Origin of the sequence: Nonomuraea sp. NPDC005730, assembly GCF_040630865.1 — a bacterium.
Lineage (GTDB): Bacteria > Actinomycetota > Actinomycetes > Streptosporangiales > Streptosporangiaceae > Nonomuraea.
Genome location: NZ_JBEXYK010000002.1, coordinates 133,395 through 156,873, shown reverse-complemented (window position 1 = coordinate 156,873; position 23,479 = coordinate 133,395). Strand labels below are relative to the sequence as shown.

Below are 23,479 nucleotides of genomic sequence, written 5' to 3'. Positions count from 1 at the left end.
GCCCCATGGCCCACTCAAGGACGCTCGATCAACGCGTCGGAAGCCGAATCGTCACCACAAGTCCTCCGCCATCACGCGGCACCGCGGTCACGTTTCCACCGTGTGCCTGCACCACCGCACGGACGATGGACAGCCCCAGACCCGACCCCTTGGCCGATTCCACGCGGTCGGCGTGGAGCCTCCTGAACGGCTCGAACAGGCTGTTCACCTCGTACGCCGGGACGTGCTGCCCCGTGTTGGCCACCTGAACAACCAGCCCCCCGTCCGCCATTCCCGTTCGGATCCAGACTTTTCCGTTTTCGGGAAGGTTGTACTTCACCGCGTTCTCCAGCAGGTTGCTGACCGACCGCTCCAGAAGCACCGGGTCGCCCACGGTAGGCGCGCTGACCAGTTCGGCCACAACGGTCACGCCGTGTTCGGCGGCGAAGGGCGCGAGCTGTTCCACGGCCGTCTGCGCGACTTCCTGAACGTCGAGCGGTTTGCGTACCGCGAGTTCTCGTTCGCTCCTGGCGAGCAACAGCAGTCCCTCGATGAGCTTCTCGTTACGCGCGTTGACTTCCAGCAGCGTGCGCCCGAGCGCTTTGAGGTCCTCGGACGCCTCCGGATCCGACAACGCGATCTCCAGGACGGTCCGGTTAATCGTCAACGGCGTGCGCAATTCGTGGGAGGCGTTGGCCACGAATCTGCGCTGGGTGTCGAAGGCGATGTTGAGCCGGGTGAGCATGGCGTCGAAGGTGTCGGCCAGCTCCTTCAGCTCGTCGTTGGGGCCGCGCAGGGCGATGCGCTGGTGGGCGAGCGTGCTCTCCGACAGCTTGCGGGCCGCGCTGGTCATCTGGGCGACCGGCCGCAGCGCCCGGTCGGCCACGAAGTAGCCGATGATGAGCGCGAGGATGCCGACCCCGGCCAGCGCCATGAACGAGCTGCCGAACAGCGCGTCGCGCGCGCTGCTGACGGCCCGCCCCTTGGCCAGGGTCCACCGGTTCTGCATGATGGCGGCGTCGAGCGGGTCGAGGTCGTCGGTGATCAGGTCGGGCCAGGCGTTCTCGATCGACCTGCCGACGATCGAGTAGACGACGAACAGCAGCACGGCCGCGGCGGCGAACACCAGGGCGCTGTAGGTGAGCGTGAGCCGCCACCGGATGCTCACCTTGGCCGGCAGCCCCCTGACCCGTTCCAGGGTGCTGCGGGCGGGCGTCTCGGAGCCGGGCGGCGGCGGGCCGTCCCAGGCCGGCGGCCCGCTCGGGGGTGGCGCCTCCTGCACGCGCGTCGCCTTCCTGGCCGAATGGGGGCTGATCATCGGATGCGTCGGCCCCGCCCCGCGCTCTGGCCGTTCGCTCACAACTTGTACCCAACCCCGGGCACGGTCTCGATCACCTGAGGCTCGCCCAGCTTCTTCCGCAGCGTCATCATGGTCACCCGGACCACGTTCGTGAACGGGTCGATGTTCTCGTCCCACGCCTTGTCCAGCAGGTCCTCCTGGCTGACCACCGCGCCCTCGGCGCGCATCAGCTCCTCCAGGACCGCGAACTCCTTCTTGGTGAGCACGATCTCCTTGCCGTCGCGCTCGACCAGCCGCTTGCCCGGGTCGAGGCGGATCCCGGCCCGCTCCAGCACGGGCGGCAGGGCGGGCGCCGAACGCCGGCCCAGCGCGCGCACCCGGGCCACCAGCTCGATGAACACGAACGGCTTGGCCAGGTAGTCGTCGGCCCCGAGGCCGAGCCCCTCCACCTTGTCGTCCACGTCGCCGGAGGCGGTCAGCATGAGGATCCGCGAGGCCGAGCGCTGCTCGACCAGCCGGCGGCACACCTCGTCGCCGTGCACGACCGGCAGGTCGCGGTCGAGCACGATCACGTCGTAGTCGATGTAGGAAGTGCGCTCAAGGGCGCCGCCGCCGTCGTAGGCGACGTCGACGGCCATGGCCTCACGCCGCAGCCCGGTCGCGATCGCGTCGGCGAGCACCCGCTCGTCCTCGACAACCAGCACTCGCACGCCTGGTACACCTCTTTCCGGGTCCGGGGTCTCATTCTGCCTACAGGCTCGATAAGCGCACGGTAAGGCATGTCCAGGGGTGTGCCGGGCAGGGGCCGCACAAATTCATGTTTCAGAGGGCGATAACCCGGGGTATGCCGTCGGGACACCCATTGCCCGGACATCCACTGGCAATGGGGTCCCTTCGCCCCGCACGGATCGAACCCCTGAGAGAGTAGGTGAGATGGGCGAGTTCACCACCACGATCGAACGCCGCCTCGACCAGGCTTACAAGGGCCTCTCCGAGGCCCGCAGCACCGGCGACGACTACCTCGCCGACACCCTCACCGCCGAGATCGAGGACCTGCGCCGCCTGGCCGACGATCACGGCGTCCCGCTGCCGCGCTAGACATACGCGTGCGACGGCCGGGGCCCGCCGGGCCCCGGCCGTCCTGTCATGCTCGCGGCGCCGTCAGGAGTCGCGTTCGGGGTCCAGCGGCACGAGCAGGTCGTGCAGTTCCTCGAACAGACCGGGCGCCGCACACAGCGCGAACTCCGGGCCGACCGGCCGGCCGCGCAGGCCGCCGAGCCGGGCTCCCGCCTCGGTCGCCACCAGCCCGGCCGCGGCGTGGTCCCACGTGTTGGTGCCGCGCTCGTAGTACGCGTCCACCCGGCCCGCCGCCACCGAGCACAGGTCGATGGCGCACGAGCCGCCGCGCCGGATGTCGCGCACCCGCGGCAGCACCGCCGCCACGACCTGTCCCTGCACCTCGCGGCGCGGCGCCGAGTAGCCGAACCCGGTCGCGACCAGCGCCCGGGCCAGCGGCACCCCGCTGTTGCAGCGCAGCCGCACATCGCCCAGCCAGGCGCCCTCGCCGAGCGCGGCGGTGAACACCTCGCCGCGCGCCGGCACGTTGACGACCCCGGCCACGACCCGCCCGGCGACCTCGACGGCGATGGACACCGCCCAGTCGGGCAGGCCGTACAGGAAGTTCACGGTGCCGTCGACGGGATCGACGATCCACCGCACGTCGGACGCGCCCGGCGCCTCGCCGCCCTCCTCGCCCAGGAACCGGTCGTCCGGACGGACCGCCAGGACGCGCTCGCGGATCAGCTCCTCCGACGCCTTGTCCAGGATGGTGACGACGTCGGTGGGGCTGGACTTGGTCTCGACGTCCTCCGACATCGTGGGCCGCTTGGCCAGGAGCATGTCCCCGGCCTCGCGGGCGACGTCCTCGGCCAGCCGCAGGAAGTCGGTCATCAGGCCACCGAGTCCGGGCGCTTCCACTCCTCGCCGAGCACGTGCTGGGCGAGGAAGGCCAGCACGGTCTCGTACCAGGCGACGATGTTGCCCGGCTTGAGTATCCAGTGGTTCTCGTCGGGGAAGTACAGGAACTTCGACTCGACGTCGGTGCGCTGCAGGTCCCACCACAGGCGCAGGGACTCGCCGATCGGCACCCGGTAGTCCTTGTCGCCGTGGATGACGAGCATCGGGGTGGTGATCTTGCCCAGCCCCAGGTGCGGGGAGAGCTGCTCGTAGCGCTCGGAGCCGGGCTCGCCGAACTCGCGCTGCCAGTACAGGGAGGAGTCGGTGGTGCCGGCGAACTGGTCGAGGTTCCACAGCGCGGCGTGGGTGACGATGGCCTGGTAGCGGTCGGTGTGCCCGGCCAGCCAGTTGGCCATGTAGCCGCCGAACGAGCCGCCCATCGCGGCCACGCGCTCGTTGTCGATGTCGTCCCTGGCCAGGGCGACGTCCACGATGGCGTCGAGGTCGGCCTGGGTGCGGGGGCCCCAGGCGCCCCAGCCGCGGTCGATCATCTCCTGGCCGTAGCCGGTGGACAGGCAGGGGTCGGGCATGAGGACGGCGTACCCGCGCTGCGCCATGATCCACGACTGCCAGCGCCACTGCCAGTCGTTCCAGGAAGCGACCGGGCCGCCGTGGATCCACAGCAGGAACGGCGCCGGGTTGTCGGCCGAGGCGCCCTCGGGCAGCACGAGCCAGCCGCGCACGGTCGCGCCGTCGTCGGCGGTGGCCGAGATCTCGGTCAGCGTGCCCGGCACCTCGGGACGCGGGGCCGGCGAGGGCAGGTCGGCGATCTCGCCGGTGGCCGCGTCGATCCTGGCCGGGGCGGGGGCGAGCGCGATGTTGCTGCGCAGGGCGTAGACGTACGCGCCGTCGGCGCTGGCGTTGATCCCGAGGTAGGCGGCGTCGTCGCCGGTGAGCCTGGTGTGCTCGCCGTCCAGCGGGACGCGGAAGACCGGGCGGCGGCCCTGGTGGTCGGCGACGAGGTGGAGGGCCGAGGAGTCGGGGGCCCAGGCGAGGTCCATCGGGAACAGGTCGGGCGCGTAGGCCCGGCCCTCGCCGCTCGCCAGGTCGGCGATCCACAGCTCCACGCGGACGGAGACGTCCGTGCTCGTGATGCGCTCGCGCGCGCAGGCCACCCGCGTGCCGTCGGGCGAGACGGCGATCGGGCCGCCGAAGTCGTGCGCCTCGTCGGTGAGCAGGGTGCGCCGCCGGCCGGTGGCCACGTCGATGGCGACCAGGTCCGTACGGCTGTCGCCGCCGGACAGGTACCTGCGCCAGGTGACGATCACGGTGGAGCCGTCGGGGGTGAGCTCGAAGGCGGCGTCGCGCAGCGCCTCGCCCGCGTCGGGGGTCAGCTCGCGCACGTCCTCCAGGCGGTCGGCGCCGAGCCGGCCGGTGAACAGCCGGGTGCGGGCCGGGCCGAGGTCGTGGTCCCAGTAGCGGACCGGGTAGCCCTCGTGCAGGATCGCGCTGGTCCCGGCGTCCTTGCGGGCCTTGCGCCGCTCCTCCTCGGTCGACTCGTCGCCGTCGAACACGTCGGAGGCGAACACCACCACGTCGCCCGCCGTGCGCGCGGCGCCGATGCCGCCGGGGCGGGTGGCGATCTGGCGGGCCTCGCCGCCGGCGCGCGGCAGCAGCCACAGCGCGGGCACCTCGTCGGTCCCGTCCTTGACGGTGGCGTCGGGGCGCGCCGAGGTGAACAGCACGTCCCCGGCGTCGGTGAAGACGGCGGCCGTCTCGCCCTTGGCGGAACGGGTCAGACGGTACGGTTCACCGTCGAGGGGGATCGCCCAGAGCGCGGTGCCGTACGACTTGCCGTCGGGATTGAGGGCCTGCACGGCCGAGATCAGACGGGAGCCGTCAGGCGAGAGCTTCAGGGAGAGGACCCGGGGAATGGCCACATAGTCACGAATGTCATCGAATGCGCTCACTCGATCGAACCTACCTGGTGACCGGCGCTCCGCGGGCTGACGCCGTGCTCCCCACCCCCTCGTGCTCCCTCCGGCCGGACCGCCCGGTCTCCTGACTAGGCTTGACACGTGGCTGATTACGACGCTCTGCTCGTCCTGTCGTTCGGCGGCCCCGAGGGGCCCGACGACGTGCTGCCGTTCCTGGAGAACGTCGTGCGGGGGCGCGGCGTGCCGCGCGAGCGGCTGCTCGCGGTGGCCGAGCACTACCAGGGCTTCGGCGGCGTCAGCCCGATCAACCGGCAGAACCGCGAGCTGGTCGAGGCGCTGGGCCCGGTCGCGGGCGTGCCGGTCTACTGGGGCAACCGCAACTGGCACCCCTTCGGCGAGGACACCGTGCGGCGGATGGCGGCCGACGGCGTGCGCCGGGCCGCCGTCTTCGCCACCTCGGCGTTCGCCGGGTATTCGAGCTGCCGCCAGTACTACGAGGACATCGCCAGGATCTCCGTCGAGGGCGGCCCCGAGCTGATCAAGATGCGGCACTTCGGCGACCATCCGGGGTTCGTCGCGGCGATGGCCGACCACACGCGCCAGGCGCTGGAGCGGCTCGGCCGCGATGACGCCCGGCTCGTCTTCACCGCCCACAGCATCCCGGTCTCGATGGCCGAGACCGCCGGCCCCTCGGGCGGCCTGTACGAGTCCCAGATCCGCCGCAGCGCCGAGCTGGTCAACCAGGCGCTGGGCCGCGACGAGCCGTGGCACCTGGTGTGGCAGTCGCGCAGCGGCCCCCCGCAGGTGCCGTGGCTGGAGCCCGACGTGTGCGACTTCCTGCGCAAGACGGACGCCGGCTCGGTCGTGCTGGTGCCGATCGGGTTCGTCTCCGACCACATGGAGGTCGTCTACGACCTCGACACCGAGGCCCGGCAGGTGGCCGCCGAGCTCGGCCTGCCGATGGAGCGCGCGGCGACGGCCGGCACCCATCCGGCGTTCGTGCGCATGGTCAGGGAGCTGATGGACGAGCCGGAGCCCGTCGCGTGCGCGCTCACCTGCTGCCCGCGTCCGGTCCGGCCCGGCGGGCGGCCTCAGGCGTAGGTGCGGGCGTACGCCTCGGCGATGCCCATGACCTTGTTCACGTAGTCCCACGAGTGGTTGTAGAACCAGATCGACTTGCGCAGCTTCGTGCCGCCCTTGCCCGCGCCGTTGGCGCACAGGTAGTTGGCGGCGCCGGGCACCGCGTCGTAGGGGCTCCAGATGTCGGCCTTGCCGTCGCCGTCGCCGTCCACGCCGTAGTGCTTCCAGGTGGCGGGCATGAACTGCATCGGCCCCAGGGCGCCCGCGCTGGAGGGGCCGTTGTTGCGGCCGTGGCTGCTCTCGACCTGGCCGATGGCCGCCAGCACCGTCCAGGACAGGCCGGGGCAGCGGGTGGCGGCGGCCTTGTAGAGGTCGAGGTAGCTGTTCGGGCGGCCGACGGTGACCGGCTGCTGCTGTTGTTGTTGCGGCTGTTGCTGTTGCTGCCGGGCTCGGCTGGCCGCGTCGAGCACGACGACCTGCGCGCCCTTGCCGAGCAGCCGCCGCACCCCGGCCTCGCCGATCGTGCCCGGCTTGCCGTGCAGCAGCACCGCGACGCCCTTCGCGAAGCCGAGCGACCTGCCCACCTCCGCGCTGACCAGGCCGTCCACGCCGGAGAGCCCGAGCGTGGCCGAGGCCGCGACCCGGAGCCTCGGGCCGCCGTCCACCTGGTACATCGCGCCGAGGATCATGCCGTACCTGCGCGTCGTGCCGGCCTCGGCGACCAGCTCGCCCCTGGCCAGCGCGCTCCAGACGGCGGGCTGGTCGGCGACGGGCTGGGGCGTCCAGGAGCGGAAGTCCGCGGGGTCGACGGCCAGCAGGTTCAGCGACGTGCCGGCGACCTTGACCGCGCCCGCGTCCACGACGGCGGCCTTCTGCACGTGCTTGAGCGCGCCGAGAGCGAGCCGGGTCCGCCGGGAGACCGTGGCGGGCGCGATCGCCAGCACGCGCGGGGGCGTCACGGTGACGCCCGGCCCGCCCTGGCCGAAATCCTTGACCGGCGCCGTCGTGGGTACGAGCTGGTCGAGGCGGGGAGCGGCCTCGGGAACCGCGCGGGTGATCGGCCTGCGCACCGGCTCCTGGGCCGTTCTGACCAGGTCATCGCCCATGAGCACGACGACTCCTCCGGCCGCGGCGGTGACCACGAGCACGCCGAGGACCATGAGCAGGACCGCGCGGAGAGAGGGAAGACCGGACATCAGGCACACGTTAACCCACTCACCGGAAATATCACTTGCCTTCCGGACAGACGGTGCGCCATCGTGGGGGCGCTAAGTAAGGGGGAAACAGCGTGGTCGGGCCTTACCGGGGGTTGTTCAAAGGGCCCGGCGTCAAGGGATTCGTGCTGGCCGGGTTCGTCGGCCGGATGCCGATGTCCATGCTCGGCATCGGCGTCGTGCTGCTGATCTCCACCGTCACCGGGTCCTTCGCCACCGCGGGCGCGGTCGGCGCCACCACCAACGTGGCCTTCGCGATCGCCGCGCCGCTGTCGGGGCGGCTGGTGGACAGGTTCGGCCAGAACCGGGTGATCGTGCCCTTCTCCCTGATCAACGCGCTGGCGATGGCCGCGCTGATGCTCAGCGCCGCGTTCGGCCTGCCCGAATGGACCCTGTACGCCTCCGGCCTGCTGATCGGCGCGTCCTCGCTGTCCATCGGGTCGATGGTGCGGGCCCGCTGGTCCACCATCCACGGCGGCACGGGGACGCTGCACACCGCCTTCGCCTTCGAGTCCGTGGCCGACGAGGTGGTCTTCGTCACCGGGCCGGCGATCGTCACGGTGCTGGCCACGGCGGTCAACCCGTACGCGGGGCTGGTGGTGGCGGTGGTGTGCATGCTCGGCGGCTGCCTGGCCCTGGCGGCACAACGGCGTACGCAGCCGCCCGTGCAGCCGGTCAGGACGGCCGGCGGCACGCCCATCCTGATCCCCGGCATCGCCCTGCTGTCGTGCGTCTACCTCGGACTGGGCGCGGTGTTCGGCTCGGTGGACCTGATCACGGTCGCCTTCGCCGAGGAGCACGGCGTGAAGGGCGCCGCCGGGTTCCTGCTGGCCGCGTTCGCGGGCGGGTCGATGGTGTCGGGGCTGTGGTTCGGCTCGCGGGAGTGGCGGATCTCGTTGCGCGCCCGGTTCGTCCGCTCGCTGGGCGTGTTCGTGGTGGGCCTGCTGCCGATCATGTTCGTGGACGACGCGTGGGTCATGGCGGTGGCGGCGTTCGTGGCCGGTTTCGCCATCTCGCCGACGCTCATCACGGGGTTCTCGCTCACCGAGCGGCTGGTGCCGCCGTCCCTGCTCACCGAGGGCATGGCGTGGATCTCCACCTCCATCGGGTTCGGCGTGGCGATCGGCGCGTGGGCGGGCGGGCGGCTCACCGACGCGTTCGGCGCGTCCGACGCGTACGGGTTCGCGGTGGGGTCGGCGTTGCTGGCGGCGGTCGTGGGCGTCGGAGGTTCGGGTTTGCTGAGACTTCCCGACGCGCCTTCACCTCTGAAGAGCTGATCCGCTACCGTCGGGAGTTATCCCTCGCAACACCCATCACACCGGAAGCTTTGCTATGTCCCGACAAATCACTTCACTTCTAGCTATCGCGGCAGTTTGCGTCACCCTGGCTCCCGCGCCCGCGTTCGCCCAGACGCCGAAGAAGGCCGAGGTCGATTGCGAGCAGGTCAAATGCATCGCGCTGACCTTCGACGACGGGCCCGGCCAGTACGCGGGCACTCTGCTCGACACCCTCAAGAAGTCCGGCGCCAAGGCGACGTTCTTCCTGGAGGGCCAGTACGTGAACAGCCGTCCGGCCTTCGTCAAGCGCATGGTCGCCGAGGGCCACGAGGTGGGCAACCACAGCTACAAGCACCCCGACTTCACCAAGGTCGACGCCGGGGTCATCAGGACCGAGATCAAGAAGACCCAGGACGCGGTCAAGAAGGCGGCGGGCGTCGAGCCCAAGCTGTTGCGCCCGCCGTACGGGCTGGCCGACATCCAGGTGTCGGACGTCGCGACCGAGTTCGGCATGCCCATGATCCTGTGGACGGCCGGCTCGCACGACTGGGACACCAAGAACGTCGAGGCCATCAAGAAGAAGACCCTCGAGGTGGCCGAGCGCGACGGCATCATCCTCATGCACGACTGGGTCAAGCAGACCGTGGACGCCATGCCCGCGATCATCAAGTCGCTGCAGGCCAAGGGGTACCAGCTGGTCACGGTCTCCGACGTGATCAAGCAGCAGAACCTGCAGCCCGGTCAGATTTTCCCGGTTCCCGAAGGCTGGGAGAAGTGAGTATCGTTCACGTTTAATCGGAACGACGCTCGGAGGGGCGCCTCATGGTCTTCACTAACTGGGCCGGGAACCAGACGGGCGCCCCTGCCGAGGTGCGTACCCCCGCGAGCGTGCCGGACGTCGTCCAGGCCGTGCGGGACGCCTCGGCCGCCGGGCGCCGCCTGCGCATGGTCGGCACGGGCCACTCCTTCACCGGGGTGGCACTCACCGACGGGATCATGCTCCGCCCCGAGGGGCTGAGCGGCATCAGGTCCGCCGGCGAGGACCGCGTCACGGTGCTGGCCGGCACGCCGCTCAAGATGCTGAACGAGCTGCTCGACCAGCGCGGGCTGGCCCTGGCCAACATGGGCGACATCACCGAGCAGACCGTCGCCGGCGCGATCCAGACCGGCACCCACGGCACCGGCCGCGACAGCGGCGGCCTGGCCGACCAGGTCGCCGAGCTGGAACTGGTGCTCGCCGACGGCTCGGTCGTCACGGCCGTGCCCGGCGAGGACCTGTTCGACGCGGCCCGGGTCGGCCTCGGGGCGCTGGGCGTGCTGACGGCCGTGACGTTCCGGGTGGAGCCCGCGTTCCTGCTGCGCAACCGGCGGCGCAGGATGACGCTCACCGACATCCTCGCCTCGCTCGACTCGCTGACCTCGGCCAACGAGCACCTCGACTTCTTCTGGCTGCCGCACACCGACGCCTGCCTGGTCAAGACCAACAACAGGGACGCGGGCCCGGCCAGGCCGCCGAGCCCGTTCAAGCACTGGCTGGACAACGTGTTCCTGGAGAACACGATCTTCGGCGCCGCCTGCGCCGTCGGCGGGCGGCGTCCGGCGCTGATCCCGCGGATCAACGCGATCAGCGCGGCCGCGCTGGGCGACTCGGAGGCGGTGGACACCTCGTACAAGGTGTTCACGGCCCGCCGCGACGTGCGGTTCCTGGAGATGGAGTACGCCGTGCCGCGCGAGCACCTGGCCCAGGCGCTGCGCGAGACCCGCGACCTCGTCGACAGGATGGACTGGAAGATCACCTTCCCCGTGGAGGTCCGCGTCACGCCGCCCAGCGACGCCTGGCTGTCCACCGCGTACGGCCGCGACTCGGCCTACGTCGCCTGCCACATCTACCGGCCCACGCCCAACCCCGCCTACTTCGAGGGCGTGGAGGAGATCATGAACCGGCTGGACGGCCGGCCGCACTGGGGCAAGATGCACACCCGGGACGCCGCGTACCTGCGCAAGGTCTACCCCCGCTTCGACGACTTCGTCGCGCTGCGCGACCGGCTGGACCCGCGCCGGGTGTTCACCAACGACTACCTCGACGTGGTGCTCGGCTAGCGCCCTTCCTGCTGCACGGGCGGCTCGTCCGGCTGCGTCGTGGCCGGGGGCGCGCTGGACTGCTGCTCGCCCGGGTCGGGACGCTCCTGCTCCTCCTCGCCGGGGCCGGGCGTCTCGGGAACGGGCTCGACCGTGTCCGTGGGCGTGGGCGTCGGCGTGCTGCTCGGCCTCGGCTCACCGGTCCCGGACGGCGGCGGCGTGCGCGGCGTGTCCGTGGGCGTCGGGGTCGGGGTCGGGGTCGGCGACTGCGTCACGCCGGTCGGCCGGTCGTCGCGGTCCTGGCGGTCGCGCCCCTGATCCTGGACGGGAGCGCGCTGCTGCTCCTTCACCGGCGTCTGCCCGCCGGTGACCCGCTCGTGCAGCGTCCGGTGGTCGAGGGCCTGGAAGGCGAGGATGCCGCCCATGCTGACCGCGAACACCAGCGCGGCCGCGACCGCCGTCTTCAGCCACGGCAGCCCCCTGCGCCCGGCGGGCACGGCGACCGGCATGACCAGCGTGTCACGCCCCTGGTCGCCGCCTCCCTGGACGGCGTGCGCGGCCGTCGGCTCGCCGGCCCGGCGCACGGCGGTCTCCTCGCCCGCGGCCGGGGTGGCGTTCGCGGCGGCGGCGAGCAGGCCCTGCCCCTCCTCCTGCTCCTCGCGCCACGCGGACAGCGTGTGCTGCTTGACCCGGTCGCCGGTGCGCTTGAGATAGTGCGTATAGACCGCGCTGGCCACCGTGCTGGCGATGCTGACCACGGCGGCGCCGATCACGGTGCCCGCCACCCCGAGGTAGGAGGCGGCCACCGCGGCGGTGACGGCGGCGAGGGCGCTCCCGAGGATCTGTGGCACGCTCAGCTCGAACTTCCGCTGCTCGCCGGTCATCCCCCGGATCAGTCCCCTCTGGTCATGCGTTCGGTAAAGAGCTTCCTCGTGAATAGACGCGAGCGCGTGTCCCGTTGTTCCTGTGACCTGCGTGACAGGCATCCTCGTAACTCGTGCCCCGACGATTCGGCCTACCCTCCGTCTACCTCGCCGCGGCCGTGGCGACGGCCGCGACGACCGCTGTCCCTCTCGCCATGACGCCCGCCTCCGGACTCGCCCTGCGCCCCTCGGCCTCCGAGCCCACCCGGCCCTACATCGTCACCGCCCGCAGCCGCGCGGACGCCCGGGACCTCGTCGCGGAGGTGAGATGGCGGGTACGGCGTTACTACACCGAGGCCCTGCCGGGTTTCGCCACCTTCCTCACCGTCGGCGAGCTGGCCGAGCTCAGATCCGATCCGCGGGTCCTGGCCGTCGAGCCCGACCGCGAGATCCACGCCATGCCCGCCGACGCGCCCGCCCCCGCCGAGGCCGCCTCCGACACGGACCCCGGCACGGGCGCGGGCACGACCGTGTATGTCGTGGACAGCGGCGTCGACGTCACCAGGGCCGAGTTCGGCGACCGGGCCTGGCGCGCCTTCGACGCCACCGGCGGCACCGGGCGCGACTGCGGCGGGCACGGCACGCGCGTGGCCAGGGCCGTCGCCTCGCGGGCGCCGGAGGCCGGGATCGGGTCGGTGCGGGTGCTCGGCTGCGCGGGGTCGGGCTCGCTGGCCGACGTGCTGGCCGGGCTCGACTGGATCCGGCGGCACGCGCGCGGCCCGTCCGTCGTCACGCTCGCCGCCGACGGGGCCGACTCGCCCGCGCTCGGTGCCGCCGTACGGTCGCTGGTGCGCTCGGGGGTGTTCGTCGTGGGCGCGGCCGACTCGAGCTGGTGCCAGATCGCCTCCGGCGGGCAGGCGTTCTCGGCGGGCGCCCCGTACCTCGCCGCCGATGCGGCACGTCTTCTCGAACGCCGTCCCGACGCCGGTCCCTCCCTTGTCGCGAGTTCGCTGAAGTGCACAACAGCACGCGCCGCGATTCGCCAGAATCCGTCGAGGAGCTCTAACCTCCTCATGCACCGCGGCGGGCGCTAGAGGAAATGGAATCCACAAATGTGACCGGCGTCACATCGCCCCCGGGGCTTCCCAGGAAGGCGATGTTCGGACATGCCGGGTACGGTGCTGGCAGGCAACCGGCACACGCGAGAGACTCAAGGGTCCGGGGGAAGAATGGCGACGCTGACGAAGGGACTCGCATGCAGGAGCTCCGACTCGTCGCGGTGAGTGAGGACGGCACCTATCTCGTGCTGGCTACTGCCGGGCGGGGTACGCGCTTCACCCTTCCCGTGGACGACCGGCTCCGTGCTGCCGTCCGCGGCAACTTCTCCCGTCTCGGCCAGTACGAGATCGAAGTGGAGAGCCCGTTGCGCCCCAAGGAGATCCAGGCACGCATCCGCGCCGGAGAGACAGCGGAAGAGATCGCCGCGACCGCCGGGATCCCGGTCGAACGAGTCCGCTGGTTCGAGGGTCCAGTGCTGCAGGAGCGGGAGTACGTCGCCCAGCAGGCGCAACGTGTCGCCGTCCGCATGCCCGGGGAGACCGCACCCGGTCCCACCCTCGGCGAGCTGGTGGCCGAGCGGCTGACCAGGCGCGGCGTGCCCACCGACGAGATCGACTGGGATTCGGCCAAGCGCGACGACGGCCTGTGGCGGGTCAAGCTCGGCTACGTCTGGAACGGTCACACGCGCCACGCCGAATGGCTCTTCGACCCGCGCAAGCGGCACGTCTCCCCGCACGACGACGAGGCCATGCGCCTGTCGTCGGCCGACTTCGATCCAGAGCCCGCCGTGGTGGAGGACACCACGGTCACGCCGTTCGCGCCGCGGGTGGCCAAGCTGCAGCCGGTGCCGCCGCTCGCCTCCGACCCGCTGCCCTTCCCCTCGGTCGTGCGCCGCGAGCCGGAGGAGCCGGCCGTCGGCTACACCCCGCCGCCCAGGCCCGCCGACACCGGCGGCTACGGCCGCGGCCCCGACCTGCCCGGGCGTGACCTCGCGGGACGCGACGTGCCCGGGCGTGACGTGCCGTTCGACCGGCCGTCCCCGGGGCGGGAGAGCGCGTCGGACAACTCGGCGTCCCTGCCCGACACCGCCCGCGCCCCCTTCCGGGGCGAGGGCTTCCACCCGGACCCGTCCCGCGCCGAGGGGCACCGCGGGGACCGCGGGGAGGGCCAGCGCGGTGAGACCGCGGGCCGCGAGACCGGCTTCGGCCGCTCCACGGACGCCTCCTCCCGCCGCGGCGGCACGTCACCGTGGCTGCCCGACTTCGGCTCCGGCCGCTCGGGCGAGCGCGACGACTCCATCTACGCGCCCGCCACCCCGCCCTCGCGCCCGCTCACCTCCCACCCGTCGCCCGCCGAACCGCCTGCCGAACCGGCGGCGTCCACTCAGCCACCCGCGACCCCGGACTTCCGCACGCAACCACCCGCGACCTCGGACTTCCGTACACAGCCACCCGCGACCCCGGACTTCCGCACGCAGCCACCCGCAACCTCGGACTTCCGCACGCAACCACCCGCGACCTCGGCACCCGGCACGCAGTCGCCGGTCACCCCGTCGCTGGATGGGCGGCCGTCGGTCACCCCGTCGCCGGGTGCGCGGCCGCCCGCCGCTCCGGAGGCCGGGGTCCAGTCGCCCGCCGTTCCTGAGGCCGACACCCCGTCGCCCGCCGCTCCGGAGTCTCTCGGCCGGCAGGCGGCGGTGTCCGCTCCCGAGGTCTCCCCGACGTCGGCGGCTCCCGAGGTCTCCGCGACGTCGGCGGTGCCTGAGGCCCTGCCGACGTCGGCCGCTCCTGAAGGCCCGGCGACGCGGTCGGCGGAGCAGCCGTCCTCGCCGACGGCCGGTGGTGAGCCCACCGTCCAGCCCGACGCTTCCGTCCCGGCCCAGCCCGCCGCCTCGGCACCTCCGGTCGCGACGCCCGCCGCCGCGACGCCCGTCCAGCCGCAGCCTGTCCAGCCGCAGCCCCCGGCCGCCTCCACGGCGCAGCCGGAGACCTCCGCCACGGCCGATGTGCGGCGGGAAACCGTCGCCACGCCCGACGTGCAGCCGGAGACCGCGGCCGCCACGGAGGCCCAGCCGACGAGCTCGGCCGGGGATGCTCAGCTCTCCACGACGCCGGAGGCCGACGCCACCCCCGTCTCCACCGCGCCCGAGACCGACACCACCGGTTCTCCCGCGCCCGAAGACGCCGCCGCCATCACCTCCGACACCGGCAGTGCCCAGGCCACCACGCCCGAGGCAAGCGACTCCACCGCGTCCTCGTCGGACGCCTCGGCAGCCGGTGCGACGGACGTCCCGGACGCCGCGGCGGAGGCGTCCTCCGTGGCCGCACCCACCGAAACGCCCGCGGTGGCCGCCACCGACTCCGCGCCCGCCACGAGCGAGAAGCCCGCCACGACCGAGGCGACCGCCTCGGACGCGACGACCGCCGCGGAGCCCGCGCCCAAGACGTCCGAGTCCCCTGCGCCCGAATCCACCGGGCCGGAGGAAGCGACGACCGCCACCGCCGAGCCGGAGGACGCGGCAACCACAGCGCAGGCCACCGAACCACGGGCGACCACCGAGAGCGCACCGACCGCCGCACCGGCGACCACGGCAGCCGCCGAGGACGCCTCGGAGCCCACCACGACCGCCGAGGCAGACGCCACGACCCAGCCCGGTACGTCCGGTTCGGAATCGTCGGCCGCCACAGCAGCCCAAGCCGAGACGGCGACGCCGGACGCACCGGCCAACGAGACGTCTGCCACCCAGGACACACCGGCCGCCGAGACCTCAGCCGCCACCTCGCAGGACGTGCCGGCCGACGCGACCGCCCAAGAGTCCTCGGCCGCTCCGGCGGAGGCTACGGAGAAGTCCCCGGACACCGAGCCGGAGCCCGCCGCCCAGGACGCGACCGCTCAGGACGTGGCCGTGCCGGAGGCGTCCGAGGAGGTGGCCGAGGAGGTGGCCGAGGAGGTCGAGGTGGCCGAGAAGAAGGCGCCCGCGCCCAGGCCCAAGCCGGGTCCCGGCGCACCCAAGGGCACCCCTCCGGTCCCGGCCGCGCGTCCCGGCAAGGACGACGCCAAGGGCCCCGGCAAGGAGGACGTCCCGGTGCCCTCTCCGCCGCCCGCTCCGGCCGCGCGTCAGGCGCGCAAGAATGCGCGCGGCCGCCGAGCCTCCGTGCCGACGTGGGACGAGATCATGTTCGGCGCCCGCCGCCAGGACTGACCCGCACCCGACCAGGGACACCATCGGCGACCACAGGCCGCGCCCACCTCGACAGGGGGGCGCGGCCTCGGTCGTTCAGGAACGCATGGCTGGTTGGTCCGGCGGAAACGTTCAGTTCTGTGGCGGGACCGCGTGGGGCTGCGTGAACGGGGCCAGCCACTCCGGCGTCACCTCGGCGGGAAACGCCGCCCCCTGAGCCTCCGAGACGTCCAGCGCGTCGTAACCGCCCTTGCCCGCCCCGACCCCCGCGATCAGCGTCAGCACCCCGGCCCGTCGCTGGAACCAGGTCTGGCGCAGCCGCCAGCCCACCACGGCCCGGCGTTCGATCACGGCCTCGGCGCGGCGCAACGACCCCGACCGGACCGCCAGCCGGGCGCCGTCGTAGCCGTGTCCCAGGGAGGCGTACCGGTCGAGGCCCAGGAACACCCCAGCGCCCGCCAGGAGCAACGCCAGGACCGTCAGGATCCACCAGAGCATCATTCCTGTGGCCCACGCCCCGGCGGCGCTCAGCGTGGCCAGGAGGAGCCACGGGAAGACCGCCCGGAACAGGCGGCGGTTGCGGGCCACGGGCGGATGGGCGCGCAGGGTGGAGCGGAAGGGACCCACGGCGTCGGCGGTGACGCCGACGGCGACCTGGCGCGGCACGTCGGGCAGGAGTTGCCCGCGCGTCTCGGAGTCGCCGAGCCCGGTCACGATCGCCCAGACGCGGACGACCCCGGCCAGGCGTTCGGCCAGACCGTCGACGATCTCGTAACCGCGCACCCGCCGGGACTCCAGCGACACGCTGCGCCGGTTGATCAGCCCGCGTTCGGCCACGAGGTAGCCGTCGCGTCGGGTGAGCCTGAAGTCCCAGTTGAAGACCGCGTACATCACGCCGCCGACGAACGGCATGGCGACGACCAGCAGCAGCGCCACGACGAGCAGCAGGTAGGGGCGCTCCCACAGCCACTCCCCCGCGCTCCAGGCGGCGTCCTGGCCGAACCCCAGGTCGTCGCCCCACTGGAAGGCCAGCCCCACCGCGCCGCCGGCCAGCGCGAACGGCGTGAGCAGGTACGCCCCGGACAGCGGCCCGTACAGGAGCCACCGGCGCGGGACGGCGATGATCGGCCGGTCCACGGGGGCGGGGCCGGGCCCGGGGATGTGCTCGGCCGTCCTGACCTGGACGGCGCGGCGCAGCAGCACCGCCTTGAGGCGTTCGGCCTCGCGCAGTGTGACGCCGTCGAGCGCGGCCTCCTCGTCGTCGCCGCTCGCGCCCGTGTCGACCTTGAGCACGGCGAGCCCGAGAATCCGGTGCATGGGCGGCGTGGACACGTCGACGCCGCGCACCCGTTCCAGCGGGATGGTCCTGATCGAGCGGCTGATGAGCGACCGCTTGGTCTCCAGGCGGTCGCCGACGATCTCGTACGTGAAGGTGGCCCAGCGGATGACCGCGAACACGACGGTGCCGACCACACCGAACGCCGCCCACGCGTAGGACCTGGCCGAGAAGCCGCCCACGAACAGCACGCCGACCAGGGGCAGCAGCAGCGAGGGCAGCATGCGTACCGGATCGATGAGCAGCACCTTGGGGCTCAGCCGCCGGGGCGCGGGGGGCGGTGGCGGCACGGGCGGCATGGGCGGCATGGGCGGTGGCGGCGGAGGAGGAGGCAGAGAGGGCGGTGGTGGTGGCGGCTGGGTCACGTGGCGTCGTCCCTGAGCTCTTCGGCGCGATGGGCGAGCCGCTCGGCGAGCCCGGCCGCCACCTCGAAGTCGAGGCCCTTGATCGTGGACGAGCCCGCGTGGGAGGCGGTGCGGATCTCCAGCGTGGCCAGGCCGAGCAGCCGTTCCATCCACCCCTGGCCCTTGTCGACCGTCTGGATGCGGCTCACCGGCACGAACACCCACTCCCTGGTCAGGAACCCCGACCTGGCGTAGACGACGTCGCCCGACAACTCCCAGCGGTGGACGGCGTACCGGATGAACGGCTCCGCCGCCAGGAACGGCGTCAGCACGACCCCGACCACCAGCGGCAACAGCCATGAACGCGCGGCGAACCAGGACGGGACCCACGACCAGCCGCTGCCGCCCACCCACCCGGCCACCACGGCCGAACCGCCCACGAAGAACACGAACCCGATCGCCGCCTGCAGCAACCACAGGCGGCGGGCCTTGGGCGAGACGCGGTGGGCGGGGTCACGCAGTGGGCCTTTTGACGTCACAAGGACCAGCTTAGGGCGCACGCCCCGAAAGACGATCTGACCCCGACCCCCGAAGATCTTTCCCATCACCCGGGCACGGCGACGCCCCACAATCAGCGCCGACCGGCCCCCGCGTACCGGCAGCCTTTGGAGGCCGCCTCCGGCGGGGGCACGGGGGCTCAGGCTGTTCGGAGGGTCATCGGCAGGCCCCGAGGGGAGCCCGGCCTGGTCGAGGAGCGCGAACGCCTGTCACGACGACGGCACACAGGCCCCCCATGCCCTGCGGGGCGGCAGGTAAAGATCGGACGGGCGGCGCGGCGTGTCGGACGGCCGGCCGGGTGCGGCGGGTGCATGCTCGGTGGCGGCCGGCCGCAGGCTGTCGAGCTGGGCCACGTCGGCGGCGCCACGTTCGTGCCATCCAGGCCCGGCGGCGCGTTACCGCACCACGCGCGAAACGCCCTCACGAAGCGTGGCAGCCGCCGTCCACCCGCAAGCCACACACAGGGGCCGCCCGGCGTCCGCCCCACAAGCCACACAAACGTGGGCAGCCGCCGTCCGCCCCGCGAGGCACAGGAACGTGGGCAGCCGCCGTCCGCGCGTACGAGCACATCTGCCTCGTTCGGCGCATCTGAATTTTGCGTGTTGGGCGCCGTCCGAAACCATGCCCGTTTTGTCCTGTCAGCTCGCGCGCCACGACCGCGCCGCGCGCCCCGGGGAACGGGCAGGCCAGGCAGGTCATCGGATCGTCACCTTCGAACCTCTGCCGACGCCGCCCCTGTGGTCAACTTCACCTCCCAGATCACCGCATTCCGGCCGGTTTCGGCTCCTCTACCGACGACCGACCATCGGGAAACGGTCTGCGCACCGCCGAGAGCCGCGTAGCATCATCCGGCATGGGGCTGTGTAACACGGCATCACGTGTGAGGCGGGCCGCTGTCAGTGTGACAGTGGTGGCTTTCGCGCTCACCCTGTCAGGTTGCGCCGCCCTGGGCATCGGAAGATCCCAGGCCAAGGAGATCGCGGAGATCAACGTCTCGAGCCCCGAGTTGCGCGACGGCATGCCGTTGCCGAGCGAGTTCTCCTGCCGAGGCCGCCAGGGCAGCCCGCCGCTGCGCTGGTCCAGCGAACCCTTGCCGAAGGCGAAGTCGATCGCGATCGTGGTCGATTCCCATACTCCCTCCGAATCGGCCGTTAACTGGGTGCTCTACAACATCCCGGCGACCACGACCGAGCTGGGGCCGGGTGCCGCCGAGAGTCCGCCAGAGGGCTCCGGCCAGGCCAAGGTGACCAGTGGAAAGGCGGGCTACGAACCGCCCTGCAACACTCCGGGCAGCTACCGGTTCACCGTCTACACGCTGAACGACAAGGTCGAGGCGAAGGAGGGCGGCCTCCCCGAGATCTTGAAGGAGATCGCCGACCACACGATCGCCCGGGGCCGGCTGACGGCGGTGAACATCCAGTGACAGGGCGATCACCGCAGGTAGACCGGATGGACCAATTCTTTGCGTAGGGTGTGACAACTCTCATAGTGGTCCGACAGAATCAGATCCAATTGTTAGGCATTGGTGATCAAAGGGGGCAGATCGCGTCGATGGCCGCGCGATCTCACCGATGCCACAGGGAGGCCATGGCTTTGAGGGTGGTGCAATGATCGCGGTCGTCGTGAGCTTGGTCGCTGTCGTGCTCCTCGTGCTCGTCGTCGTGGCACTGGGCATGCGTTCCATGAACCGCCGGGAGAGCTCTCTCCCTCCGGAACGGCTGAAGGAGATGGCCGAGAAGGAGGAGATGACGCACGCCCGGTCCACCGACGAGTTCGCCGCGCACGAACCGCGCATGAACAATTTCAGCCCTGACTTCTCCCCGATCGACGAGGTGAAGCCGAAGCCGGTGCGCACCGGCCAGCGTGGCAGGCGTGGCGTCGACGAGTGGGGCAACCCCACCACCGACCACGAGGACGAGGAGTTCTGGGCGAACATCCGCAGCGACGCCGAGGAGGGCGGTTTCGGCGCCGGCGGCACAGTGGCGGCCAGGAAGGGCGCGTCCCGTCCCGTCGAGCGCGAGCAGCCCGCCGAGCGCCGTGAGCGTCCCGCGAAGCCCAAGCCCGACCCCAACGCCGCGACCGTCCAGGCCCCGCTGCCCCAGCGCCAGCCCGCCGCCGCCGCGGCCAACCTCGCCGACCTGGTGGAGGCCGCCAAGCGGCCCACCCCTTCCGCCTCCGACATGGCCGACCAGCGCACGGTGACGTTCGCGGCGCCCACGCCCGACGTGCTCAGCCTCCTCGGCGGCGGTGCCCAGCCCGTCGTGCCGGCCTCGCGTCCCGAGCCCCTGCCCGCGAGCGGCGCCCACCCGGCCGTCCCGGCAGCGGGCGGCGGCTCGTTCCCCGCCTACCCGGCCGCCGGTGGCGGGTCCTACGCGGGCGTCACCTCCAGCGGGTCCTTCCCGGTCGCGCCGGTCGCGCCGATCCACGGCGCACCGACCAGCGACCCGTTCCCGGCGTACAACAACGCGGCCAACAACGCCGTCGGCAACGGTGCGCCCGGCGCGGCCGACGCTCTTGAGACGACCTGGACGGGCGCGCCCGCCGCAGCCACCTCCGGCTCCTGGCCCGCCGCCTCGCCCGACATCCTCGACGACCCCTCCCCCGCCTCCTACGGCGGCCCGGCGAGCTCCTGGCCCGCCTTCGTGGAGCAGCCCGCCGCCGCCTCGCCGGCCGCCGCGTTCCCCGCCTCGTACGAGGTGCGCTCCGGCTGGGCCGTGGCCGACGACTCCGGCTCACCGATCACTGGTCCCTCTCCGGCCACCGGCACGCCGACCGTCCCCGCCCGCGCGGTCTCCGCCTACGACGACGTCCTGTCGGCTCCGCCGGTGCCGCCCGCGCCGTCCTCGGTGGCGTACGAGACCGGCGACTTCACCGCCGGGCCCGGCCCCGCCTGGCCCGAGCCGCCGTCCGGCACGGCGAACTGGCCGACGTACGGCGGGCAGTCGCAGGGCGCGGCCGCCCCCGGCCAGGGCGACAAAGGCGGCGGCCGTCGCCGGGCCCCCGAGCAGGACTACAACGACTACTACCGGTGATCTCCGGCCCCTTACCGAATGAGTAAAACCCCCGCGACGACCCCCTAAAGCGGGGGTGGCGCACCACTAGGGTTTCCGACATGATCGGCGATACCCTCAGTAGCTGGTTGCGTACGCTACGGCATGATCTACCCGCTTCGCTCGTGGTCTTCCTCGTCGCAGTCCCGTTCTCCCTGGGCATCGCGGCGGCCTCGGGCGCCCCGCCGGCCGCCGGGCTCATCGCCGCCGTCGTGGGCGGGGTCGTGGCCGGCTCGCTGGGCGGATCGGCCGTCCAGGTGAGCGGGCCCGCGGCCGGGTTGTCCGTGGTGGTCGTGGAGCTGGTGCGGATCCACGGCTGGCGGGCCACCTGCATGATCACGCTGCTGGCGGGGGTCGTCCAGCTCGTGCTCGGCGTGGTCAAGGCCGCCAGGGTCGTCCCGGCCGTCTCCCCCGCGGTCGTGCGCGGCCTGCTGGCCGCGGTCGGCGTGATCCTCGCGCTCTCCCAGCTCCACGTGGTCCTCGGCGGGCAGCCCCAGCTCTCGGCCCTGGCCAACCTCGCCGAGCTGCCCGGCCAGATCGCCGGCCTCCACGGGCACAAGATGGCGCTGGGCCTGTTCACGATCGTGGTGCTGGCGTCGTGGACGCGGCTGCCCGCGCCGGTCAGGGTGGTGCCCGCCCCGCTGGTCGCACTGCCGGCCGCGGCGGGCGTCGCCTGGCTGGCCGACTGGGACGTCACCCGCGTCGACCTGGCGGGCAGCTTCTCCGGGTGGGGCTTCCCCGTGCTGCCGTCCGCCGACTGGCACACGATCGTGGGCGCGGTGCTGCTCGTGGCACTGCTGGGCAGCGTCGAGTCGCTGCTGTGCGCGTCCGCCGCCGACGGGACGCACCCCGGCCGCCGCGCCGACCTCGACCAGGAGCTGACCGGCCAGGGCGTGGCCAACATGGTGTCGGGGGCGCTGGGCGGCCTGCCGATCGCCGGCGGCGTCGTGCGTACGGAGGCGAACGTGCGGGCGGGCGGGCGCACCCGGTCGGCGTCGATCCTGCACGGGGTGTGGGTGCTGGGGTTCGCGGTCGGGTTCGGCTGGTCGGTCCGGCTGATCCCGCTGGAGGCGCTGGCGGCGCTGCTGGTGTTCACCGGCGTGCGGATGGTGGGCCTGGCACGCGTCAGGAAGGACCGCGGGCACGGCGAGGTGCCGGTCTACGTCGTGACCGCGATGACCGTGATCGTGCTGGGCCTGGCAGAGGGGGTGCTGGCCGGGGTGGCGCTGGCCGCGCTGCTGGCGCTGCGCCGGCTGACCTGGGTGAGCGTGCGCAAACGTGAGGAGCCGGACGGCCGGCTGCACGTGACGATCAGCGGCTCGCTGACGTTCCTCGGCGTGCCCAGGCTCACGCACGAGCTGCGGTCGATCCCCGCGGGCACGCCGGTCGACCTCGACCTCACCATCGAGTTCATGGACAACGCGGCCTTCGAGGCCGTCCACTCCTGGCGGCTGGACCACGAGCAGGCGGGCGGCACGGTCGACCTCGACGAGCCGCACGACGAGTGGTACACGCTGGCCGCCGGCGGGGCCCGCGCGTACCCCGGCAGGTCGCCGGACCGGCGGTGGGTGCCGTGGGCGAAGCGGCGGACGCGCCCGCAGCGCCGCGCCATCCCCGACGACGGCGGCTCGACCCCGGCGACCCGCGCCGAAGGGTCGCGCGACTTCCACCGCACCACGGCGCCGCTGGCCCGGCCGATCTTCACCGAGCTCGCGCGCAAGCAGCAGCCGACCCACCTGTTCATCACGTGCGCCGACTCCAGGATCGTGCCCAGCCTGATCACGGCGAGCGGCCCCGGCGACCTGTTCACCGTGCGCAACATCGGCAACCTGGTGCCGCGCCGGGGCTCCGAGCCGCACGACGACTCGGTGGTGGCCGCGATCGAGTACGCCACGCAGGTGCTCGGCGTGCGCACGATCACCGTGTGCGGGCATTCGGGATGCGGGGCCATGGCCGGGGTGCTCAGCGCCGGGGTGCAGGCCGGCAGCCTGCCGGGGCTGCGGCGGTGGCTGCGGCACGGGAACCACAGCCTGGCCAGGTTCATCGAGACCGAGGGCGACCGGCTGCACAAGGGGGCCCTCGACGTGTTGTGCCGGGTGAACGTCCAGCAGCAGCTGGAGAACCTGCGCACCTACCGGAAGGTGGACGAGCAGGTCAGGGCGGGCAAGCTGGAGCTGGTGGGCCTGTACTTCGACATCGGGTCGGCGCGGGTGCACCTGGTGCCGCCGCTGCGGTCTTCGCTCTCCGTGAAGTTGTGAGCCCGCGT

The 23,479-nt window shown here is 72.6% G+C and carries 18 protein-coding genes; 10 read left to right on the top strand and 8 right to left on the bottom strand.

Annotated elements, in window-relative coordinates; genetic code table 11:
- Positions 1–28: 28 nt before the first annotated feature.
- Both ABZ444_RS03365 and ABZ444_RS03360 read right to left on the bottom strand, forming a co-directional pair.
- Positions 29–1,339: a HAMP domain-containing sensor histidine kinase gene (locus ABZ444_RS03365; protein ID WP_357992004.1), complete on the bottom strand. Its 1,311-nt coding sequence runs from the start codon at positions 1,337–1,339 to the stop codon at positions 29–31.
- The gene (locus ABZ444_RS03360) at positions 1,336–1,989 is read right to left on the bottom strand and encodes a response regulator transcription factor (protein ID WP_349451511.1); all 654 of its coding nucleotides are present in this window, start codon (positions 1,987–1,989) and stop codon (positions 1,336–1,338) included. The genes ABZ444_RS03365 and ABZ444_RS03360 overlap by 4 nt, the downstream gene beginning before the upstream one ends.
- A gap of 223 nt (positions 1,990–2,212) precedes the next feature.
- On the opposite strand from ABZ444_RS03360, the gene ABZ444_RS03355 reads away from it, so the two are divergent.
- Complete coding sequence (locus tag ABZ444_RS03355; protein ID WP_352359142.1) at positions 2,213–2,377, top strand: hypothetical protein; 165 nt, start codon at positions 2,213–2,215, stop codon at positions 2,375–2,377.
- A gap of 63 nt (positions 2,378–2,440) precedes the next feature.
- On the opposite strand, the gene ABZ444_RS03350 is transcribed toward ABZ444_RS03355, so the two are convergent.
- A complete protein-coding gene (locus ABZ444_RS03350; protein ID WP_357992001.1) occupies positions 2,441–3,229 on the bottom strand; it encodes an inositol monophosphatase family protein in 789 nt (262 codons plus the stop codon).
- Positions 3,229–5,205, bottom strand: a complete 1,977-nt coding sequence (locus ABZ444_RS03345) for a prolyl oligopeptidase family serine peptidase (protein ID WP_357991998.1) — start codon at positions 5,203–5,205, stop codon at positions 3,229–3,231. Before ABZ444_RS03345 ends, ABZ444_RS03350 begins: the two co-directional genes overlap by 1 nt.
- Positions 5,206–5,313: 108 nt before the next feature.
- On the opposite strand from ABZ444_RS03345, the gene ABZ444_RS03340 reads away from it, so the two are divergent.
- A complete protein-coding gene (locus ABZ444_RS03340; RefSeq protein WP_357991995.1) occupies positions 5,314–6,273 on the top strand; it encodes a ferrochelatase in 960 nt (319 codons plus the stop codon).
- On the opposite strand, the gene ABZ444_RS03335 is transcribed toward ABZ444_RS03340, so the two are convergent.
- Complete coding sequence (locus tag ABZ444_RS03335) at positions 6,264–7,448, bottom strand: lytic transglycosylase domain-containing protein (protein ID WP_357991992.1); 1,185 nt, start codon at positions 7,446–7,448, stop codon at positions 6,264–6,266. The two genes, ABZ444_RS03340 and ABZ444_RS03335, sit on opposite strands and share 10 nt — an antisense overlap.
- A gap of 92 nt (positions 7,449–7,540) precedes the next feature.
- On the opposite strand from ABZ444_RS03335, the gene ABZ444_RS03330 reads away from it, so the two are divergent.
- Genes ABZ444_RS03330 through ABZ444_RS03320 form a run of 3 tightly spaced genes read left to right on the top strand, consistent with a single transcriptional unit; the run spans position 7,541 to position 10,843 of the window.
- On the top strand, positions 7,541–8,743 hold the full coding sequence (locus ABZ444_RS03330) for an MFS transporter (RefSeq protein ID WP_357991989.1): 1,203 nt from the start codon (positions 7,541–7,543) through the stop codon (positions 8,741–8,743).
- Positions 8,744–8,798: 55 nt separating this feature from the next.
- The gene (locus tag ABZ444_RS03325; RefSeq protein ID WP_357991986.1) at positions 8,799–9,521 is read left to right on the top strand and encodes a polysaccharide deacetylase family protein; all 723 of its coding nucleotides are present in this window, start codon (positions 8,799–8,801) and stop codon (positions 9,519–9,521) included.
- A gap of 44 nt (positions 9,522–9,565) precedes the next feature.
- Positions 9,566–10,843: a D-arabinono-1,4-lactone oxidase gene (locus ABZ444_RS03320; RefSeq protein ID WP_357991984.1), complete on the top strand. Its 1,278-nt coding sequence runs from the start codon at positions 9,566–9,568 to the stop codon at positions 10,841–10,843.
- Here ABZ444_RS03320 and ABZ444_RS03315 read toward each other — a convergent pair.
- Positions 10,840–11,706, bottom strand: coding sequence for a hypothetical protein (locus tag ABZ444_RS03315; RefSeq protein WP_357991981.1), 867 nt, complete (start codon positions 11,704–11,706; stop codon positions 10,840–10,842). The genes ABZ444_RS03320 and ABZ444_RS03315 overlap by 4 nt on opposite strands.
- 113 nt (positions 11,707–11,819) lie before the next feature.
- Here ABZ444_RS03315 and ABZ444_RS03310 point away from each other — a divergent pair, with 113 nt between their 5' ends.
- Together ABZ444_RS03310 and sepH are read left to right on the top strand one after the other, a co-directional pair.
- The gene (locus ABZ444_RS03310) at positions 11,820–12,779 is read left to right on the top strand and encodes a protease inhibitor I9 family protein (protein WP_357991978.1); all 960 of its coding nucleotides are present in this window, start codon (positions 11,820–11,822) and stop codon (positions 12,777–12,779) included.
- A 161-nt stretch (positions 12,780–12,940) separates the two neighbouring features.
- On the top strand, positions 12,941–15,946 hold the full coding sequence (sepH, locus tag ABZ444_RS03305; RefSeq protein WP_357991976.1) for a septation protein SepH: 3,006 nt from the start codon (positions 12,941–12,943) through the stop codon (positions 15,944–15,946).
- 111 nt (positions 15,947–16,057) lie between these two features.
- Here the strand turns inward: sepH and ABZ444_RS03300 are convergent, their stop codons facing one another.
- The gene (locus tag ABZ444_RS03300) at positions 16,058–17,551 is read right to left on the bottom strand and encodes a PH domain-containing protein (RefSeq protein WP_357991973.1); all 1,494 of its coding nucleotides are present in this window, start codon (positions 17,549–17,551) and stop codon (positions 16,058–16,060) included.
- Between the two features lie 71 nt (positions 17,552–17,622).
- Positions 17,623–18,144: a PH domain-containing protein gene (locus tag ABZ444_RS03295; protein ID WP_357991970.1), complete on the bottom strand. Its 522-nt coding sequence runs from the start codon at positions 18,142–18,144 to the stop codon at positions 17,623–17,625.
- Positions 18,145–19,073: 929 nt separating this feature from the next.
- Between ABZ444_RS03295 and ABZ444_RS03290 the strand changes: the two genes are divergently transcribed.
- From ABZ444_RS03290 to ABZ444_RS03280, 3 genes are all read left to right on the top strand, one after another.
- Positions 19,074–19,586 carry a YbhB/YbcL family Raf kinase inhibitor-like protein gene (locus tag ABZ444_RS03290; RefSeq protein ID WP_357991967.1) on the top strand — a complete coding sequence of 171 codons (513 nt, stop codon included), beginning with the start codon at positions 19,074–19,076 and terminating at the stop codon, positions 19,584–19,586.
- A 184-nt stretch (positions 19,587–19,770) separates the two neighbouring features.
- Positions 19,771–21,195: a hypothetical protein gene (locus ABZ444_RS03285; protein ID WP_357991964.1), complete on the top strand. Its 1,425-nt coding sequence runs from the start codon at positions 19,771–19,773 to the stop codon at positions 21,193–21,195.
- A gap of 80 nt (positions 21,196–21,275) precedes the next feature.
- Positions 21,276–23,471: a SulP family inorganic anion transporter gene (locus ABZ444_RS03280; protein WP_357991961.1), complete on the top strand. Its 2,196-nt coding sequence runs from the start codon at positions 21,276–21,278 to the stop codon at positions 23,469–23,471.
- Positions 23,472–23,479: the final 8 nt, after the last annotated feature.

What these genes read in the sequence shown, in the direction of transcription:
- ABZ444_RS03355 (WP_352359142.1), top strand. Translation starts at nt 2,213, where the DNA reads ATGGGCGAGTTCACCACCACGATCGAACGCCGCCTCGACCAGGCTTAC.
- ABZ444_RS03350 (WP_357992001.1), bottom strand. Translation starts at nt 3,229, where the DNA reads ATGACCGACTTCCTGCGGCTGGCCGAGGACGTCGCCCGCGAGGCCGGG.
- ABZ444_RS03335 (WP_357991992.1), bottom strand. Translation starts at nt 7,448, where the DNA reads ATGTCCGGTCTTCCCTCTCTCCGCGCGGTCCTGCTCATGGTCCTCGGC.
- ABZ444_RS03325 (WP_357991986.1), top strand. Translation starts at nt 8,799, where the DNA reads ATGTCCCGACAAATCACTTCACTTCTAGCTATCGCGGCAGTTTGCGTC.
- ABZ444_RS03320 (WP_357991984.1), top strand. Translation starts at nt 9,566, where the DNA reads ATGGTCTTCACTAACTGGGCCGGGAACCAGACGGGCGCCCCTGCCGAG.
- ABZ444_RS03315 (WP_357991981.1), bottom strand. Translation starts at nt 11,706, where the DNA reads ATGACCGGCGAGCAGCGGAAGTTCGAGCTGAGCGTGCCACAGATCCTC.
- sepH (WP_357991976.1), top strand. Translation starts at nt 12,941, where the DNA reads ATGCAGGAGCTCCGACTCGTCGCGGTGAGTGAGGACGGCACCTATCTC.
- ABZ444_RS03285 (WP_357991964.1), top strand. Translation starts at nt 19,771, where the DNA reads ATGATCGCGGTCGTCGTGAGCTTGGTCGCTGTCGTGCTCCTCGTGCTC.
- ABZ444_RS03280 (WP_357991961.1), top strand. Translation starts at nt 21,276, where the DNA reads ATGATCGGCGATACCCTCAGTAGCTGGTTGCGTACGCTACGGCATGAT.